Source organism: Streptomyces sennicomposti, assembly GCF_019890635.1.
Lineage (GTDB): Bacteria > Actinomycetota > Actinomycetes > Streptomycetales > Streptomycetaceae > Streptomyces > Streptomyces sennicomposti.
In genome coordinates, this window is sequence record NZ_JAIOAB010000051.1 from 16043 (window position 1) to 33953 (window position 17911).

Annotated in this window: 11 protein-coding genes; 8 read left to right on the forward strand and 3 right to left on the reverse strand. The window is 74.3% G+C overall.

Going from position 1 to position 17911, the window contains the following annotated elements; genetic code table 11:
* Positions 1 to 9: 9 nt before the first annotated feature.
* Both K7787_RS24055 and K7787_RS24060 read right to left on the reverse strand, forming a co-directional pair.
* Entirely contained in the window at positions 10 to 543 is a 534-nt protein-coding gene (locus tag K7787_RS24055) for an SUKH-3 domain-containing protein (RefSeq protein ID WP_223002909.1), read from the reverse strand.
* A 79-nt stretch (positions 544 to 622) separates the two neighbouring features.
* A complete protein-coding gene (locus tag K7787_RS24060; RefSeq protein ID WP_043260928.1) occupies positions 623 to 1171 on the reverse strand; it encodes a YwqJ-related putative deaminase in 549 nt (182 codons plus the stop codon).
* A 388-nt stretch (positions 1172 to 1559) separates the two neighbouring features.
* Between K7787_RS24060 and K7787_RS24065 the strand changes: the two genes are divergently transcribed.
* The 5 genes from K7787_RS24065 to K7787_RS24085 all read left to right on the forward strand — a co-directional run bounded on the left by K7787_RS24065 (position 1560) and on the right by K7787_RS24085 (position 10636).
* The gene (locus tag K7787_RS24065) at positions 1560 to 2588 is read left to right on the forward strand and encodes an SMI1/KNR4 family protein (RefSeq protein ID WP_027758820.1); all 1029 of its coding nucleotides are present in this window, start codon (positions 1560 to 1562) and stop codon (positions 2586 to 2588) included.
* Between the two features lie 9 nt (positions 2589 to 2597).
* Complete coding sequence (locus K7787_RS24070; protein ID WP_223002910.1) at positions 2598 to 5555, forward strand: SUKH-4 family immunity protein; 2958 nt, start codon at positions 2598 to 2600, stop codon at positions 5553 to 5555.
* A gap of 238 nt (positions 5556 to 5793) precedes the next feature.
* Complete coding sequence (locus K7787_RS24075; protein WP_223002911.1) at positions 5794 to 6729, forward strand: coiled-coil domain-containing protein; 936 nt, start codon at positions 5794 to 5796, stop codon at positions 6727 to 6729.
* 542 nt (positions 6730 to 7271) lie between these two features.
* Positions 7272 to 8060: an ABC transporter ATP-binding protein gene (locus tag K7787_RS24080; protein WP_169439096.1), complete on the forward strand. Its 789-nt coding sequence runs from the start codon at positions 7272 to 7274 to the stop codon at positions 8058 to 8060.
* Positions 8057 to 10636, forward strand: a complete 2580-nt coding sequence (locus K7787_RS24085; RefSeq protein WP_223002912.1) for an ABC transporter permease — start codon at positions 8057 to 8059, stop codon at positions 10634 to 10636. Before K7787_RS24080 ends, K7787_RS24085 begins: the two co-directional genes overlap by 4 nt.
* Positions 10637 to 10752: 116 nt before the next feature.
* On the opposite strand, the gene K7787_RS24090 is transcribed toward K7787_RS24085, so the two are convergent.
* Positions 10753 to 12267 carry an MFS transporter gene (locus K7787_RS24090; RefSeq protein WP_308036457.1) on the reverse strand — a complete coding sequence of 505 codons (1515 nt, stop codon included), beginning with the start codon at positions 12265 to 12267 and terminating at the stop codon, positions 10753 to 10755.
* Positions 12268 to 12439: 172 nt separating this feature from the next.
* Between K7787_RS24090 and K7787_RS24095 the strand changes: the two genes are divergently transcribed.
* From K7787_RS24095 to K7787_RS24105, 3 genes are all read left to right on the forward strand, one after another.
* A complete protein-coding gene (locus K7787_RS24095) occupies positions 12440 to 13015 on the forward strand; it encodes a TetR family transcriptional regulator (protein WP_009189036.1) in 576 nt (191 codons plus the stop codon).
* Between the two features lie 262 nt (positions 13016 to 13277).
* Positions 13278 to 16832 (forward strand): transcription-repair coupling factor, encoded by a 3555-nt coding sequence (gene mfd, locus K7787_RS24100; protein WP_223002914.1) that lies wholly within the window; start codon positions 13278 to 13280, stop codon positions 16830 to 16832.
* 246 nt (positions 16833 to 17078) lie between these two features.
* A complete protein-coding gene (locus K7787_RS24105) occupies positions 17079 to 17858 on the forward strand; it encodes an HNH endonuclease family protein (RefSeq protein WP_223002915.1) in 780 nt (259 codons plus the stop codon).
* The last annotated feature ends 53 nt before the right edge of the window (positions 17859 to 17911 follow it).

Consider the following 17911-nt stretch of genomic DNA (forward strand, 5'->3'; position numbering starts at 1 on the left):
TGGCGGTGGTCAGCCGGCTGTCAGGCGGGCCGGTGTGATGCCGGAGACCAGGGTCGTCAGGGCCTGGTCGACGTCGGGGCCGAGGTACCAGTCGCCGGTGTGGTCGAGGGCGTAGACGCGGCCCTCGGCGTCGATGGCGAGGAGCGCCTGGCTGTCGGTCTCGGCGCCGAGCGGGCAGACTTCGGTTCCCAGCGCGCGGCCGAGGTCGCCGAGGGTGCGGGCCATGTGCAGGCCGTGCATCGGGTCGAAGTGCAGGTCCACGGGGGCGATCTGGCGGCCGGGTCCGGTCGGCGAGATCCGCAGCCCGCCGAACTCCGCCCACGCTTCCACCGCGGCCGGAAAGACGCTGTGCCGGTGGCCGGCCGGCGAGGTGTGCTCGCGCAGGGCGTCGGCCCAGATCTCGGCCTGCTTTATGTCCCAGCGGCCCGGCTGCCAGCCGGCGGCGCGCAGCGCGGCGTCCACGGGTACGGCGAAGCGGGTCGAGTTCCCCCCGTGGCCGCGCGGGGCCGGGATCTCGGGGGAGGGGTGGCGGTCGGCGTGCATCTGCCCTTCGTTCGTCGAGGCGGTGGTGCGGCCCCGTCGGGCCGGCCGGTCGTACGGGCCCGGGTCACGGGCCGGTCCGTCAGCCGTCGCCGCCCGCGGGGTCGACGATCCGCACTCCGAAGTGGGCGCTGAGCGCGGTGCAGGCGCGGCAGGGCGCGGCGAAGCTGCCGTGCAGCGGGTCGCCGTCCTCGCGGATGCGGCGGGCCGTCAGTTTGGCGTGCTTGAGGGCCTTGCGGGCCTCGCCGTTGGTCATGGGCCGGCGCGCGGCGCGCTTGCTGCGTGCGGAGTCGGCGGCGCTGATGTGCCGGGAGATGAGGATGGTCTCGGCGCAGCGGCCGGTGAACCGGTCGCGCTGGGTGCTGGTGAGGGTGTCGAGGAAGTCCTGGACGAGGGGGTGCAGCGCGGGCGGCTCCTCGCCGCGGGCGGCGGTGCCGGTGAGGGTGGCGCCGCGCACGGAGAGGGCGGCGGCGATGGCGGGCAGTATGCCGTCGCGGCGGTGCCGGAGGGCGGGGGCGTGGGGCGTCTCGCTGCTGCTCCAGCCGATCCTCGGGTCGCCGGACGTACCGGCCCGGGGGTCGCCGGGTGTGCCGGCCCGCGGTCCCGTCTGCGTCGCTTTCATGATCATCATTCCCCTCCGGAGCATCCCCCCGAAGGACACAGAGTGCCAAATCGCGTGGCCGCTGTGGAAGCTGGGGCGGCGCGACACGCCCTGTTCGGGGCGGTGCGTCACGGCGGGGTGACGGCTGGTCACGGCGGCGGCGGTGGTCCTCCGCACGGGCGGGGGGCGGCGGACCGGCCGGGGCGGGCCGGTCGCCGGGCCGGTGGGCGGTGGCCCGGTGACCGGGGTCGGCGTACCGCATAGGCTGTCGGCACGCCGGCGCGCCGCGGTGCGTGCGGCCGACGCGTGGCGAGGAAGCGCGCGTGGCAGAGAAGTAGTCGATACGGGTCTCGGCGGCGCCGGCGCACAGCCGGGCGGCCGTCGCGGGCCGTCCAGAGTGCCGCAGGGGGCAACCGCCATGACGACAGGTCGGCTCGGGCTGGGCGTTCCACCCGGCCGCCAGGCCGGAGGACAGGCCGCGCCGCCGAACGCGGCCTATGCCGGGCAGATCGTGCACTTCCCGGACCCGGTCCGGGCCGCCCGCCATCCCAGAGGCGTGCGGGTGGACGAGCGCGGTTACCCCGACTTCTCGCCGTACGCGCGGGCGGCGGTGGAGATCGCCGAGCCGCCGGAGGGCTTCGGCGTCGACGAGCTGCGGCTGACGGACTACGTCTCGGCCAACGCGGCGCTGGCCGCCGCCGGGCACGAGTTGTGGGACACGGTGCCGAACGTGGCCACCCCGCACGGCTGGACCTGGCACCACGTGGCCGGCGGCCGGCGCCTGGAGCTGGTCCCGGTCGAGGTGAAGGCGCTGCTGCGCCATCACGGCGGCATCGCGACGTCCCACGTCGACCAGGCCAAGCGCGGTACCCGCCCGTTGCAGGAGACCCGGCCGGCCCACTTCGGGCTGCCGAAGTCCGGTGTGGCGGTGACGGAGGAGCAGGTGCAGGGCGTCGAGGAGGACCTCGGCTACCGGCTGCCGGGCGCCTACCGGTCCTTCCTGAAGGCGGCGGGCGGTTGCGCGCCGGTCGGCACCGCGCTGGACGCGGAGCTGGGCCTGCTGATCGACCAGCCGTTCTTCACGGTGCGCGACGAGGCGGCCGTCAACGACCTGGTGTACGTCAACAAGTGCCTGCGCGACCACCTCACGAAGGACTATCTGGGCGTGGCGTTCGTGCAGGGCGGTCTGCTCGCCGTGAAGGTGAAGGGCGAGGGGGCCGGTTCGGTGTGGTTCTGCGCGTACGACGACGTACGGGACGTGGACCCGGCGTGGCCGCAGGCGGAGCGGGTGGAGCGGCTGCTGCTGCCGTGCGGCGCGGACTTCGACGCGTTCCTGTCCCGGCTGGCGGGTTCGCCGCCGGAGCTGGAGACGGTGGCGAACCTGATGGTGGACGGCGGGTTCGCGCGGGTCGTCCCGGTCTCTTCCGAGTCGTCGGTGGGGGAGTGAGCTGAAGAGATGGTGACGTTCGCGCAGGCGCAGGAGCGCGCCGAGGAGTGGATCAACGGTGATGTGCCCGCGTACCAGCACCGCGAGGTGCGGGTACGGGAGTTCGAACTCGGGTTCGTGGTGTGGGCCGAGGACCGCGCCGAGGGGCCGCGTTCGGACGGGGGCGCGCAGCGGCTGGTCATCGCCCGGGACAGCGGCGAGGCCACGCTGTGGCCCGCGCTGCCGGTGGGCGAGGTGATCCGCCGCTACGAGGAGGAGTACGGCCGTCCCGACACCGCCGAGGACGCCGCACCGGCGCCCGCGGCCCGGGTGGACCTCAACCAGACGTCGTTCCTGCTGACTCCGCCGGAGTGGTTGCAGGAGGCGGCGGACCGGCTGGGCATCCCGGACAACAGGGGGGCCGGCCGCGACTCGGGCGGCGACACGCGCGGTGACTCGGGTGCCGGGGCGGGTGCTGACTCGGGTGCTGGTGCTGGGGTCGGGGGCGGCTCGGGTGCTGGTGTCGGTGCCGGTACGGGTGCCGGTTCCGGCTCTGGTACGGGTACGGGCGGCTCGTTGCCCGAGACGCAGGCGGGGGTGCCGGTGGGCGCGTCCGCCACGGGTGCGCCGGGTGCGCCGGGTGCTTTCGAGGCGCCCGCGGGGGCCACCCCGTGGGCCGGTACGGACACCAACGCCGAGTCCGGCGAGGACCGTTCCGTCCCGCTGCCCGCCACCGTGTTCGCGCCGCCGCTGAGCGAGGCGGACGCGCCCCCGCCGCCCGCCGCAGCGCCGGACGCCAAGACGGCGCTGATGAGCGGCGGCAGCCAACTCCCGCGTACGGCCGTGGCGCCGGCGCTGGGCGACGACGACCCGCCGGGCCCGGCGGGCGCTTCGCACACTCCGGGTACGCCCCCGGGCGCGCCCGGCGCACCCCAGGGCACCGTCCCGCCGCCCCCGCCGGGCGGTCCGTCGTACGGCGCCCCGCAGGGCCCCGGCGCCCCGGCGGCCCCGGCGACTCCGCCGCCCCCGCCGGTCCCCGGCGGCCCGGCAACCCCGCCTCCGCCGCCCCCGCCGCCCGCGAGCGGCCCCGGCACTCCGCCCCCGCCGCCCGGCGTCCCCGGCACGCCTGTGCCGCCGCCTCCGCCGGGCGGTCCCGGTACCCCGCCGCCCGGTGGTGCGCCGTACGGCTACCCGCAGGGGCCGGGCGCGTCCGCGACCCCGCCGCCCGGCGGGCGGCCGCTGCCGCCGCACGCCAGTGACATCGCCGACGCCGCGACGAGCAAGGCGGCCCCGCCGCCGCGCCGTGGCCGGGGCGGTGCGAACACGCCTCCGCCGCCCGGCGCTCCGGGCGTGCCCGGCGCGCGGCCGTCCGGCGTCCCGGCGACGCCCCCGGCCGGTGCTCCCGGCGCGGCCGGCGGATACATCCCCACCCAGCTCGTCTCCTCCCTCGGTCCCGACGGACCCGAGGGCGCGCCCGCCCCGGGCGGTCCGCAGGCCCCGGGCGCGCCCGGCGGCACGCCTCCGGGCGGTGTCCACCACGCCGCCACGATGCTGGCCGACCCGAACCAGCCCGGCGCGCCGCAGCCCCCGGGCGCCCCGGCGGCTCCCGGCGCACCGGGCGCCCCCGGCGCGCCCGGCGCCGGACAGGGCGCCGTGCACCACGCGGCGACCATGCTGGCCGGTCCGCCGCAAGGCGCCCCCGGGGCTCCGGGCGCTCTCGGCGCCCCGAACGTGCCCCCGCCGCCGCCCCCGCCGGGCGGCCCGGGCGTACCGCCCCCGCCCCCGCCGGGCGGACCCGGCGGTCCGGGCGTTCCCCCTCCGCCCCCGCACGCCGGCTCCGGCGGTCCCGGCGGTCCCGGTGGTCCGGGCGTACCGCCCCCGCCCCCGCCGGGCGGACCCGGCGTGCCTCCGGGTGCGCCTCCCGGTGCGCCGCAGCCCATGCCGCCCGCGCCGGGCGCGATGCCGCCGCCCGTCGCCGGGCCGCCGCCGGCGTACGGCTACCCCCCGCAGGGGCAGCCGACGGTCGGCCCCGGCTACCAGGCGGTGCTGCGCTACCGCGCGCAGGACGGCTCCGAGCAGCAGCTGATCCGGCGTTCCGCGCCGGGCACCCCGCACCCGGAGTGGCAGATCTTCCACGAGCTGCGCGCCATGAACGTGCCGCCGGACCAGGTGCTGGAGCTGCACACCGAGCTGGAGTCGTGCCGGCTGCCGGGCGCGTACTGCGCGCGGATGATCGCCGAGCAGTGGCCGCAGGCGCGGATCACCTCGATCGCGCCGTACGGCGCCGACCACGCGAGCCGTCAGCAGGGCATGCAGCAACTCCTGGCGCATCAGGGCGAGTTGCACCAGGTGGCGGACGGCCCGGCGCGGCCGGCGCCGGTGCGCGCGCCGCTGCCGCCGGTGCAGCCCGTGCCGCCGATCCCGCCGGAGGGCATCGCGCAGGAACTGGCCGCGGCCTTCGGGCCGGGGATCTTCCGGTTCGAGCAGGCGGCGGTCTCCCGGCAGGGCGTGCCGCCGGTCGTCGCGCACACGCTGGTGGTGGCGGGGCTGCCGCTGGACATGGGCCCGTTCTTCTGGGCGCAGGCGCAGCCGGGCCGGCCGGTGCCGACGCTGGCGGAGCTGGCCGCCGAGCGCGGGGTGCAGCCGGCTCCGGACGCGGGCTCGTACCTGGTGATGGGCAGCGACTTCGGCAAGGCGATCTGCGTGCAGTACGGCACGGCCCACATCGTGGCGGTGCCGGTGGAGGCGGGGCCGGGCGGCGCGTCGGCGCCGCCGCAGTTCGTCAACACCGGGCTGCCGGAGTTCGCGCGCTGCCTGGCGCTGCTCGGCCGGATGTGGCGGCTGCGCTACGGCCTGAACCAGGAGCAGGCGGGCCGCTGGACCGTCGACTTCCAGGCGCAGCTCGCCGCCCTCGACCCGGCGGCGCTCGGCTCGCCGGAGAGCTGGTGGTCGGTGCTGCTGGAGCAGATGTGGGACGGACTGCTCTGAGCGGGTGAACACCTGACGGAGCGAAGGGCCGGGCCCGGTCGTGCGACCGGGCCCGGCCCTTTCGCGTGCCCGGCGTCCGCCCGCCGCCCGCCCGCCGGTCACTCGTCCGGAGTGTCGCGTTATGAAGATTTCCGTCCTATACATCAAGATGTCCGCGCAATCATCGTGATGCATCCATATGTGTCCGCCCGGACGCGGGATGCGTCCGGCTGGTCGGATTCGGCGGAGAGGGTTCGGGATGAGCAGCGCCTCCAGGTCATCGACGTCGTCCGCGTCGTCCGGGTCGTCGGCAGCGGCCCCGGTCCACGGCTTCGTCGTCGTACGGGGGCGCGGCTACCGGCCCGACCAGGTGGACGCGTACGCGGACGCGCTCTCCGCGGACCGGGACGCGGCCTGGGAGCGCGCCGCCCGGCTGACGGTCCTGGCCAAGCACATGGAGGCGGAGGCCGAGGCGCTGCGGGAGGCGGTCGCCCAGCTCGGCGAGCAGACCTACGAGTCGCTGGGACAGGGCGCCCGGCGGCTGTACGAGCTGGGGCGGCAGGAGGCCGACGCCGTACGGGACCGGGCCCGGCGGGAGGCGCGGCGCACGACGGAGGGGGCGCGCACGGGCGCCGAGGCCGTGCTCCAGGAGGCGCGGGCGTACGCCGACGCGGTGCGCGCGCAGGCCGAGGAGTGGGCGCGGCGCCGGCTGCGCGCGGCCCAGGCGGAGGCCGAGGAGGTGCGGATCGCGGTACGGCACGAGGTGCGCGAGTGCCGCAGCGAGGCGCTGAAGGCGCTGCGCGAGGCGCGCCGCGCCACCTCCCGGATGCTGACCGAGCAGAGCCGCGAGCACGAGGAGCGGCTGATCGCGACCGAGCGCGAACTGTCCGGCCGGCAGGCCGCGCTGGAGGCGGAGCAGGCCGTACGGCTGGCCGCCGTCGAGGCGGCGCTGAGCGAGGCGGAGCAGTCGCTCGCCGACGCGCGGGAGGCGGCGCGGCGCGGTCCCGAGCAGGCGCGGGCGCGGGCGGCGGAGGTGCTGGCCGAGGCGCGGCGGCAGGCGGAGCGGACCGCCCGGGAGACCGAGCGGGTCCTGCGCGCGCACGGCGAGATGTGGGACGACATGCGCGCCCAGATGGACACCGTCCAGGACAGCATCACGACCCTGACCGGACGGGCGGCCTGGGCGCCGCAGTGACTCCGGCGACGGCCGGGTCCCGGTGGGCCGGGCCCCGGGTCCGGGGGTGGAGACGACCCTGAGAGACCCTCCACCCGGCGGTGGACACCCCCTAGGGGTTGCTCCGTACACGGGGTGGGGACGGCTTCGTCCCCTCGGAGGACGAGAAGGCCCACGCCCCGTCCTTAACCTGGCTTTACGCCGCTGGGGGGTGGCCGGCCGCACCGAGGGGGGTGGGGGTTTCCCCCGTGGAAGACGGTGCCGGGCACCAGCGCGCCGACGGCCCGCACCGGACAGACTCTTCGACGTACCGAAGGCGCACCCAGGACGTACCGAGGACGTACCGAGGACGTACCGAGGACGTACCGAGGACGTGCCGAAGGCGCACCGAGGACGGGCACGGGCCGGAAAGGGCCGTCCTGACGCACCGTCACCCGGGCGCGGTCCCACCGCATCCGCGTCCGCACCCGCTTCCGCACGCACCGCGCACCACGCACGCACGTGCACCAAGCACGCGCCGCGAGCCCGCGCGCTTCACACCTGACCGACATAGGAGACGTACCGTGACATCGGCTGTGACCATTCCCAGGCACGGGGGTACTGGAGGGACTACGGCCGTTGCCGCGCGAGCGCGGCAGGTCGTGAAGGCGTACGGGGCCGGGGAGACGCGCGTCGTCGCCCTCGACCACGTCGACGTGGACATCGCCCGCGGCCGGTTCACCGCGATCATGGGCCCCTCCGGGTCCGGGAAGTCCACCCTGATGCACTGCCTGGCCGGGCTCGACACCGTGACGAGCGGGCGGATACACCTGGCCGACACCGAGATAACCGGACTGAAGGACAAGAAGCTCACGCGACTGCGCCGGGACCGGATCGGCTTCATCTTCCAGGCGTTCAACCTGCTGCCGACGCTGAGCGCGCTCGAGAACATCACGCTGCCCATGGACATCGCCGGCCGGAAGCCGGACCGGCAGTGGCTGGACCGGGTGGTGGAGACCGTCGGCCTGGCCGGCCGCCTCAAGCACCGGCCGGGCCAGCTCTCCGGCGGCCAGCAGCAGCGCGTCGCCGTGGCCCGGGCGCTGGCCGCCCGGCCCGAGATCATCTTCGGCGACGAGCCGACCGGCAACCTCGACTCGCGGGCCGGCGCCGAGGTCCTCGGCTTCCTGCGCCGCTCGGTGGACGAGCTGGGCCAGACCATCGTGATGGTCACCCACGACCCGGTCGCCGCCTCCTACGCCGACCGCGTGCTCTACCTCGCCGACGGCCGGATCGTGGACGAGATGCACCGGCCGACCGCCGAGGCCGTCCTGGACCGGATGAAGGACTTCGACGCGCGGGGGCGTACGTCATGACCGTGCTGAAGACCTCGCTGCGCAACTTCCTCGCGCACAAGGGGCGGATGGCGCTGTCGGCGGTGGCGGTGCTGCTCTCGGTGGCGTTCGTCTGCGGGACCCTGGTGTTCACCGACACGATGAACACCACGTTCGACAAGCTGTTCGCGGCCACCGCCTCCGATGTGACGGTCAGCGCCAAGGGCGCCTCCGACACCGGCGAGACCACCTCCGGCAACGGCAAGCCGCCGGTCATGCCGGCCTCCGTGCTCGACACGGTGCGCCGCACGCCCGGGGTGAAGTCGGCCGAGGGCGCGGTGTCGTCCACCTCGGTGACCGTCGTGGACGCCGCCAAGGACAGCCTGTCGCCGAGCAACGGCGGCCCCACCATCGTCACCAGCTGGGGCGCGGGCGACGCCCGCACCATGAAGATCACCTCCGGCGCCGCGCCCAAGGGCCCCGGCCAGGTCATGGTGGACGAGGACACCGCCGACAAGCACCACCTGAAGCTCGGTGACCGGATCGCCGTGATCAGCGCGGTCGGCACCCATCCGGCGAAGGTCTCCGGCATCGCCGCCTTCACCGTCACCAACCCCGGCGCCGCGCTCTTCTACCTGGACACGAAGACCGCCCAGCAGACCCTGGTCGGCCGGACCGGGGTCTACACGAACGTCAACGTCACCGCGGCGGCCGGCGTCAGCGACCCGCAGCTCAAGCAGAAGGTGACGGCCGCGCTCGGCGGCGGCTACAAGGTGCAGACCGCCAAGGAGGTCGCCGACGCCAACCGCAAGGAACTCGGCAGCTTCCTGGACGTGATGAAGTACGCGATGCTCGGCTTCGCCGGGATCGCCTTCCTCGTCGGCATCTTCCTGATCATCAACACCTTCTCCATGCTGGTCACCCAGCGCACCCGCGAGATCGGCCTGATGCGCGCCATCGGCTCCTCCCGCAAGCAGGTCAACCGCTCGGTGCTGGCCGAGGCGCTGCTGCTCGGCGTGACCGGCTCGGTCCTCGGCGTCGGCGCGGGCGTCGGCATCGCCGTCGGGCTGATGAAGCTCATGGGCAGCATGGGGATGAACCTGTCCACCGACGACCTGACCGTCGCCTGGACGACGCCGGTGCTCGGCCTGGCGCTCGGCGTCGTCGTCACCGTGGTCGCCGCCTATCTGCCGGCCCGCCGCGCCGGCCGGATCTCGCCGATGGCCGCGCTGCGCGACGCCGGCGCCCCCGCCGACGCCCGCGCCGGACGCGTCCGGGCCGCGCTCGGACTGCTCCTCACCGGCGCCGGCGGCGCGTCGCTGTACGCGGCGGCCCAGGCCTCCGAGGCGAGCGAGGGCTCGCTGTGGCTCGGCCTCGGCGTGGTGCTGTCGCTGATCGGCTTCGTGGTGGTCGGCCCGCTGCTGGCCGGCGCAGTGGTCCGGGTGCTGGGCGCGGTGCTGCTGCGGGTCTTCGGCCCGGTCGGCCGGATGGCCGAGCGCAACGCGCTGCGCAACCCGCGCCGCACCGGCGCCACCGGTGCCGCCCTGATGATCGGCCTGGCCCTGGTGGCCTGCCTGTCGGTGGTCGGCTCCTCCATGGTGGCCTCGGCCACCGACCAGCTCGACAAGACCGTCGGCACGGACTTCATCATCCAGTCCGACCGCGGCCAGCTGATCACCCCGCAGGCCGTGCAGGCCGTGAAGTCGGTGCCGCAGCTGGAGCGCGTCACCGAGTACCGGCTGCTCGACGTCGCCCTGACCACGCCCGACGGCAAGGTGTCCCGCAAGGAGACGCTCAACGCCGCCGACGCCTCGTACGCCGAGGACCTGCGCACCAAGACCGTGGCCGGGAATCTCGCCGACGCCTACCGCGCCGACTCGATGTCCGTCTTCGAGGGCTTCGCCGAGGACCACGGGCTGAGGATCGGCTCCAAGGTCTCCGTCGACTTCGCGGACGGCCGTACGGCGCGGCTCACCGTGCGCGCCATCACCAGCGACGACGTCGTGGTGGACAAGGGCGCGATGTACGCCTCCATCGCCACCGTCGCCCGGTACGTGCCCGCCGACCGGATGCCGCTGGACGTGCTGGTCTTCGGCACCGCCAAGGACGGGCAGCAGGACGCCGCCTACCGGGCGCTCAAGACGAAGCTGCACGACTACCCGCAGTACACCGTGCGCGACCAGAGCGACTACAAGCAGGCGCTGAAGGACCAGATCGGGCAGCTGCTCAACCTGATCTACGGCCTGCTCGCCCTCGCGATCATCGTGGCGGTGCTCGGCGTGGTGAACACCCTGGCGCTGTCGGTGGTGGAGCGCACCCGGGAGATCGGCCTGATGCGGGCCATCGGCCTCTCCCGGCGGCAGCTGCGCCGGATGATCCGCCTGGAGTCGGTGGTGATCGCCCTGTTCGGCGCGCTGCTCGGCCTCGGTCTCGGCATGGGCTGGGGCGCCACCGCGCAGAAGCTCCTCGCCCTGGAGGGCCTGCACGTCCTGGACATCCCCTGGCCCACCATCATCGGCGTCTTCGTCGGCTCGGCCTTCGTGGGCCTGTTCGCCGCCCTGGTCCCGGCGTTCCGGGCGGGCCGGATGAACGTCCTGAACGCGATCGCCACGGAGTAGCGGACCGCCGGGACGCCGTGCGCCACGGGGGTGCGCACGGGGTCCCGGCGGGGGAGGCCCGGCCCGGGGCCGGGACGTCACGGCGACGTCCCGGCCCCGGGCCGGCCGCGGCGGTGCTACGCGACCGGGGCGGACTCCGATGCCGGCGCCGGCGCCTCGGATTCGGTGGCCCGGCCCTTCGTGGCGGCCGCCGAGAGCAGCAGGCCGACGACGGCGATGGCGGCGCAGACGACCATGAGCAGGTCCATGCCGCTCACGAAGGCCGACTGGACGTGATGGAGCACTAAGGTGTCACCGATCGCGTCGGCGTAGGCGACGCCGGAGCCGACACCGTCGGAGACCGGCTCGTGGTTCAGCGAGCCCAGCTCGGAGTGGTACCGGGTGGAGAGCACGGTGCCGAGCACGGCCACGCCGGTGGTGCCGGCCGCCTGCCGCAGGGCCGACAGCAGGGCCGAACCGGCGCCCGCCCGCTCCGGGGTGAGCGCGCCCACGGCCAGGGCCATGGAGGTGGGCAGTACCAGGCCGATCCCGAGGCCGACGACGACCATCCACGCGGCGACGTACCCGTAGGAGGTGTCGACGCCGGTCAGCGCGCCGAGACCCATGCCGACGGCGAGCACCCCGAAGCCGATCATCAAGGTCGGCTTCAGGCCGATCCTGTCGCGCAGGCCCTCCAGGAAGTTCGAGGCCACCAGCAGGCCGCCGATCATCGGGAGCATGCGCAGACCGCTGCCGAGCGAGTCGACGCCGAGCACCGACTGGAAGTACAGCGGGATGGTGAAGAACAGGCCGAACATCGCGAAGGCGTTGATCAGCTGGAAGAACGTTCCCATGCGGAAGCCGCGGTCGCCGAAAAGGCCGAGGTCCGCGAGGGCGTGCTGCCGGGTGCGCTCCCAGGCGACGAAGCCCACGATCAGGACGAGTCCCGCCGCGAAGGTCGCCCACGCCGTGCCGTCGCCCCAGCCCTTGTCGCCGAACCGGATCAGACCGTAGGTGAGGCCGACCAGGCCGGCCGCCGAGAGCAGGACGCTGACCGGATCGATGGGCCGGCGGGTCCGGCTGCGGGTCTCGGGCACCAGCAGGCCCACCGCGAGCGCGCCGATCACGACGGTCGGGATGTTCACCAGGAACACCGAGCCCCACCAGAAGTGGTCGAGCAGGAGGCCGCCGACGATCGGGCCGAGGGGCATGCCGAGGGTGACGGCCGTGATCCACACCGTGGTGGCCCGCCCGCGCTCGGCCGGGTCCGGGAAGAGGACCGGGATCATCCCCATCGACAGGGACATCAGTACGGACGCCGCCACGCCGAGCACCACGCGGGCGAGGATCAGCTCGCCGGACGACGAGGCGAACGCGCACCAGATCGAGGCCGCGCCGAACACGACGAGGGCGCCGAACACGAACTTCTTCCGTCCGAACCGGTCCCCGAGCGCACCCGCCGGGAGCATCACGCCCGCCAGCGTCAGCGTGTAGGCGGTGCTGAACCACTGGAGGGCCGACGTGCCGGCGTGCAGGTCCCGGGCGAGCGTCGGCAGGGCGATGTTGAGCACCGTCATGTCCAGCCCGACGGTCAGCATCGCCAGGGAGAGTGCGCCGAGGGCCAGCCATCGGCGCACGGGTGTCGGTCGCACGCGCACGGGTGTCGGTCGCATGAGCGCCCCCAAAATTCGTAGTGACTACGAATTCAGAGTCAATACGAGTTTTGGGCCGGCGTCAACGGCGAGGCGGCCGGTCGCCGTGTCCGGCCCGGTACGCTCCCCAGCGGACGAAGCGGAACATCACCTACGGCGAAGGGCGCCCGAGTTGCCGGGACTGCGAGAGCGGAAGAAGGCCCAGACGCGCAAGCGCCTGGCGGACACGGCGTTCGCCCTGTTCCGTGAGCGCGGGTTCGAGAACGTGACCGTGGCGGAGATCGCCGAGGCCGCGGACGTCGCCGTGAGCACGCTGTTCGCGTACTTCCCCTGCAAGGAGGCGCTGGTCTTCGACGCCGAGGACGAGTACGAGCGCGCGCTGACGGCCGCGGTCCGCGACCGCGGGCCCGGCGTCTCGATGCTCGACGCGCTGGAGGCGCACCTGGTGCCCGACGCCCCGCCCCCGGCGGCGGACGGGCCCTCCGGCCGGGATTTCGTCGAACTCGTCAGGTCCACCCCGGAGCTGCTGGAGTACGCCGGCCGGGCGCGGCGCCACTGGGAGGCCAGTCTCGCCGCCACCCTGGCGCGCGAGGCCGGGGTCCCGGAGAACGACCTGGTGGCCAGGACCCTCGCCCGCTTCGTGCTCGACGCCGACTTCCTCGCCACGTACGGCGACTACTCCCCGGACGACCTCAGGGCGGTCTTCGCGCGCCTGCGCCACGGCTGGTCCGACTTCGGCGCCGAGTGAAGTGACGGGTACGACCGCCGGTCCCGTCCGGCGGGGCGGCGCGTCCCCGCCGCCGTACGCCCGCCGCCCGCGCCCCCGCGCCCCCGCGCCCCGCGCGTACCGCCGTACCAGCGGTCGGCCAGGCGCCGTCCCGGCGCGCGTCCACAGCCGCCCGTCGGCCCCGTCCCCGGCGTCGTACGCTGAAGGAGCCCCGGCCCGTCGCACGAGTCGGGCTCTTCGCGTTGTCCACATCACCCTGTCACCCCGGACGGAAGCCCCCGCCATGAGCCTGCACGGTCTGCTCGACGCCGTCGTCAAGGATGCCGCCCTCGCGGAAGCGATCGCCGCCGCGGCCGACGGCAACCGCATGCACGTCGACGTGGTGGGGCCGCCCGCTGCCCGCCCCTTCGCCATCGCCGCCCTGGCCCGCGAGACCGGCCGGACCGTGCTCGCGGTGACCGCGACCGGGCGGGAGGCCGAGGACCTGGCCGCCGCCCTGCGCTCGCTGCTGCCGGCCGAGGGCGTCGTGGAGTACCCCTCCTGGGAGACCCTGCCGCACGAACGGCTCAGCCCGCGCAGCGACACCGTCGGCCGCCGCCTCGCCGTGCTGCGCCGCCTGGCGCACCCGCGCGCCGACGACCCGGAGACCGGCCCCGTCTCCGTCGTCGTCTCCCCCGTGCGCTCCGTGCTCCAGCCGCAGGTCAAGGGCCTCGGCGACCTGGAGCCGGTGGCCCTGCGCACCGGGCAGAGCGCCGACCTGAACCAGGTGGTGGAGGCCCTGGCCGCCGCCGCGTACGCGCGCGTGGAGCTGGTGGAGAAGCGCGGCGAGTTCGCCGTGCGCGGCGGCATCCTCGACGTGTTCCCGCCCACCGAGGAACACCCCCTGCGCGTCGAGTTCTGGGGCGACGACGTCGAGGAGATCCGCTACTTCAAGGTCGCCGACCAGCGCTCCCTGGAGGTCGCCGAGCACGGCCTGTGGGCGCCGCCCTGCCGTGAGCTGCTGCTCACCGACGAGGTGCGCGAGCGGGCCCGCGCCCTGGCGGAAGAGCACCCGGAGCTGGGCGAACTGCTCGGCAAGATCGCCGAGGGCATCGCCGTGGAGGGCATGGAGTCCCTGGCGCCCGTCCTGGTGGACGACATGGAACTGCTGCTCGACGTGCTGCCCAAGGGCGCGATGGCCGTCGTCTGCGACCCCGAGCGGGTGCGCACCCGCGCCGCCGACCTGGTCGCCACCTCCCAGGAGTTCCTCCAGGCGTCCTGGGCCGCGACCGCCGGCGGCGGCGAGGCGCCCATCGACGTGGACGCCGCCTCCCTGTGGTCCATCGCCGACGTGCGCGAGCGGGCGCGCGAGCTGGACATGATGTGGTGGTCGGTCTCGCCCTTCGCCGCCGAGGAGAGCGCCTTTGACGGCGACACCCTCAAGCTCGGCATGCACGCCCCCGACACCTACCGGGGCGACACCGCCAAGGCGCTCGCCGACACCAAGGGCTGGCTCGCCGACGGCTGGCGCACCGTCTACGTCACCGAGGGCCACGGCCCGGCCGCCCGCACGGTCGAGGTGCTCGGCGCGGAGGGCATCGCCGCCCGCCTCGCCGTCACCGACGGCCGCACCGGCGACCTCGGCGAGCTGTCCCCGTCGGTGGTGCACGTGGCGTGCGGCTGCATCGACACCGGCTTCGTCGACCCCGCCCTGAAGCTGGCCGTGCTCACCGAGACCGACCTGTCCGGCCAGCGCACCGCGAGCCGCGACGGCGCCCGGATGCCGGCCCGCCGCCGCAAGACCATCGACCCGCTCACCCTGGAGGCGGGCGATTACATCGTCCACGAGCAGCACGGCGTGGGCCGCTACATCGAGATGGTCCAGCGCACCGTGCAGGGCGCCACCCGCGAGTACCTCGTCGTGGAGTACGCCCCCGCCAAGCGCGGCCAGCCCGGCGACCGCCTCTACATCCCCACCGACCAGCTGGAGCAGATCACCAAGTACGTCGGCGGCGAGGCGCCCACCCTGCACCGGCTCGGCGGCGCCGACTGGACCAAGACCAAGGCGCGCGCCAAGAAGGCGGTCAAGGAGATCGCCGCCGACCTCATCAAGCTGTACTCGGCCCGGATGGCCGCCCCCGGCCACGCCTTCGGCGCCGACACCCCCTGGCAGCGCGAGCTGGAGGACGCCTTCCCGTACGCGGAGACGCCCGACCAGCTCACCACCATCGCCGAGGTCAAGGAGGACATGGAGAAGTCGGTCCCGATGGACCGGCTGATCTGCGGCGACGTCGGCTACGGCAAGACCGAGATCGCGGTGCGCGCCGCCTTCAAGGCCGTCCAGGACGGCAAGCAGGTCGCCGTCCTCGTCCCCACCACGCTGCTGGTGCAGCAGCACTTCGGCACCTTCTCCGAGCGCTACGCGCAGTTCCCGGTGAACGTGAGGGCGCTCTCCCGCTTCCAGACCGACACCGAGGCCAAGGCCGTCCTGGAGGGCCTGCGCGAGGGCTTGGTGGACGTCGTGATCGGCACCCACCGCCTGTTCTCCTCCGAGACCAAGTTCAAGGACCTGGGCCTGGTCATCGTGGACGAGGAGCAGCGCTTCGGCGTCGAGCACAAGGAGCAGCTGAAGAAGCTGCGCGCCAACGTGGACGTGCTCACCATGTCCGCCACCCCGATCCCCAGAACCCTGGAGATGGCGGTCACCGGCATCCGCGAGATGTCCACGATCACCACCCCGCCCGAGGAGCGCCACCCGGTGCTCACCTTCGTCGGGCCGTACGAGGAGAAGCAGATCGGCGCGGCCGTCCGCCGCGAACTGCTGCGCGAGGGCCAGGTCTTCTACATCCACAACCGGGTGGAGTCCATCGACCGGGCCGCCGCCCGGCTGCGCGAGATCGTGCCCGAGGCGCGGATCGCCACCGCCCACGGCCAGATGTCCGAACAGGCCCTGGAGCAGGTGGTGGTGGACTTCTGGGAGAAGAAGTTCGACGTGCTGGTGTCGACCACGATCGTGGAGTCCGGCATCGACATCTCCAACGCCAACACCCTCATCGTGGAGCGCGGCGACAACTTCGGCCTCTCCCAGCTGCACCAGCTGCGCGGCCGGGTCGGCCGGGGCCGCGAGCGCGGCTACGCCTACTTCCTCTACCCGCCGGAGAAGCCGCTCACCGAGACCGCCCACGAGCGCCTGGCCACCATCGCCCAGCACACCGAGATGGGCGCGGGCATGTACGTGGCGATGAAGGACCTGGAGATCCGCGGCGCGGGCAACCTGCTCGGCGGCGAGCAGTCCGGGCACATCGCGGGCGTCGGCTTCGACCTGTACGTCCGGATGGTCGGCGAGGCCGTCGCCGACTACCGGCGGCAGCTGGAGTCGGGCGGCGTGGAGGAGGAGCCGCCGCTGGAGGTCAAGATCGAGCTGCCCGTCGACGCGCACGTCCCGCACGACTACGCGCCCGGCGAACGGCTGCGCCTCCAGGCCTACCGGTCCATCGCGGCCGCCAACTCCGAGGACGACGTCAAGGCGGTCCGCGAGGAACTCACCGACCGCTACGGCAAGTTGCCCGAGCCGGTGGAGAACCTGCTGCTGGTGGCCGGGCTGCGGATGCTGGCCCGGGCGTGCGGGGTCGGCGAGATCGTCCTGCAGGGCAACAACATCCGTTTCGCGCCGGTGGAGTTGCGCGAGTCGCAGGAGCTGCGCCTCAAGCGCCTGTACCCGGGCACGGTCGTCAAGCCGGCCGCCCACCAGATCCTCGTGCCCCGCCCGAAGACGGCGAGGGTCGGCGGCAAGCCGCTGGTCGGCCGCGAACTGCTGGGCTGGGTCGGCGAGTTCCTGGCGTCGGTGCTGGGCTCGTAGCGCGGCGACGGGGTGCGGGCGGCGGCCCGCCCGCACCCCGGGGGTGTGGTACGCGACACCGGCCGAATACACCCCATCCGCTCCTTTTGCCTCTTCGCGCCCCAAGTGGGGCGTACTTGCGCCTGGTTACGGTGGGCACAGGTAAGACAGGCCCGCGCGCACCAGGGGCGGGGCCGAAGAGGCGAGGGAGGGTTCATGGGCGCACAGGTGTGTCATGGTCGCGAGGAACATGCGGGGCGTCGCGGGATGCGGCGCCCCCTCGCACGCACCGGGCTCGCGGTGTGCGCCGCGGTGGCCCTGGTCGCCGGCTGCAAGGGCGGGGTGGACAAGGCCGACGGCGCCGACGGCGCCAAGGGCGGCGCGGCGAGCGGCCGGGCGCCGGCCTCGGACGGGCACGCCGTCAGCCCGCTGAAGAACCCGGACGGCACCAAGCCGGGCCTGGCCCCGCTGACCAGCGACGCCGACCGGGCCGCGGCCCGCAAGATCATCGCCACCGTCACGACGAAGGGGCGCGGCCCGAAGACGGGCTACGACCGGGACGAGTTCGGCTACGCGTGGATGGACAGCGTCGACGGCGTGCCGTACGCGCACAACGGCTGCGACACCCGCAACGACCTGCTCAAGCGCGACGGCCAGAAGGTCGCCTTCCGCAAGGGCTCCGACTGCGTGGTCACCTCGATGACGCTGGCCGACCCGTACACGGGCCGCACCATCCAGTGGACCAAGGCGCACGCGACGACCGTCCAGATCGACCATGTGATGCCGCTGTCCTACGACTGGCAGATGGGCGCCGCGCACTGGACCAAGGAGAAGCGCGAGCAGATCGCCAACGACCCGCTCAACCTGATCCCCGTGGACGGCCCCGCCAACGGCGCCAAGAGCGACTCGGGCCCGGCGACCTGGCTGCCGCCGAGCAAGGACATCCGGTGCGCGTACAGCGTGCGCTTCGCCCAGGTCTCGCTGAAGTACAAGCTGCCGGTGACGACGGCGGACAAGCAGATGATGCTGAAGCAGTGCGGCGGCTGACAGCGACGTCCTCCAGACCCCGACCGGCATGACGACCGGGGTCGCGCGATTGC

Excerpts from the sequence above, each read along its gene's own strand:
- K7787_RS24105 (WP_223002915.1), top strand. The coding sequence starts at position 17,079 with ATGCGGCGCCCCCTCGCACGCACCGGGCTCGCGGTGTGCGCCGCGGTG.
- K7787_RS24075 (WP_223002911.1), top strand. The coding sequence starts at position 5,794 with ATGAGCAGCGCCTCCAGGTCATCGACGTCGTCCGCGTCGTCCGGGTCG.
- mfd (WP_223002914.1), top strand. The coding sequence starts at position 13,278 with ATGAGCCTGCACGGTCTGCTCGACGCCGTCGTCAAGGATGCCGCCCTC.
- K7787_RS24070 (WP_223002910.1), top strand. The coding sequence starts at position 2,598 with ATGGTGACGTTCGCGCAGGCGCAGGAGCGCGCCGAGGAGTGGATCAAC.
- K7787_RS24085 (WP_223002912.1), top strand. The coding sequence starts at position 8,057 with ATGACCGTGCTGAAGACCTCGCTGCGCAACTTCCTCGCGCACAAGGGG.
- K7787_RS24060 (WP_043260928.1), bottom strand. The coding sequence starts at position 1,171 with ATGATGATCATGAAAGCGACGCAGACGGGACCGCGGGCCGGCACACCC.
- K7787_RS24055 (WP_223002909.1), bottom strand. The coding sequence starts at position 543 with ATGCACGCCGACCGCCACCCCTCCCCCGAGATCCCGGCCCCGCGCGGC.
- K7787_RS24065 (WP_027758820.1), top strand. The coding sequence starts at position 1,560 with ATGACGACAGGTCGGCTCGGGCTGGGCGTTCCACCCGGCCGCCAGGCC.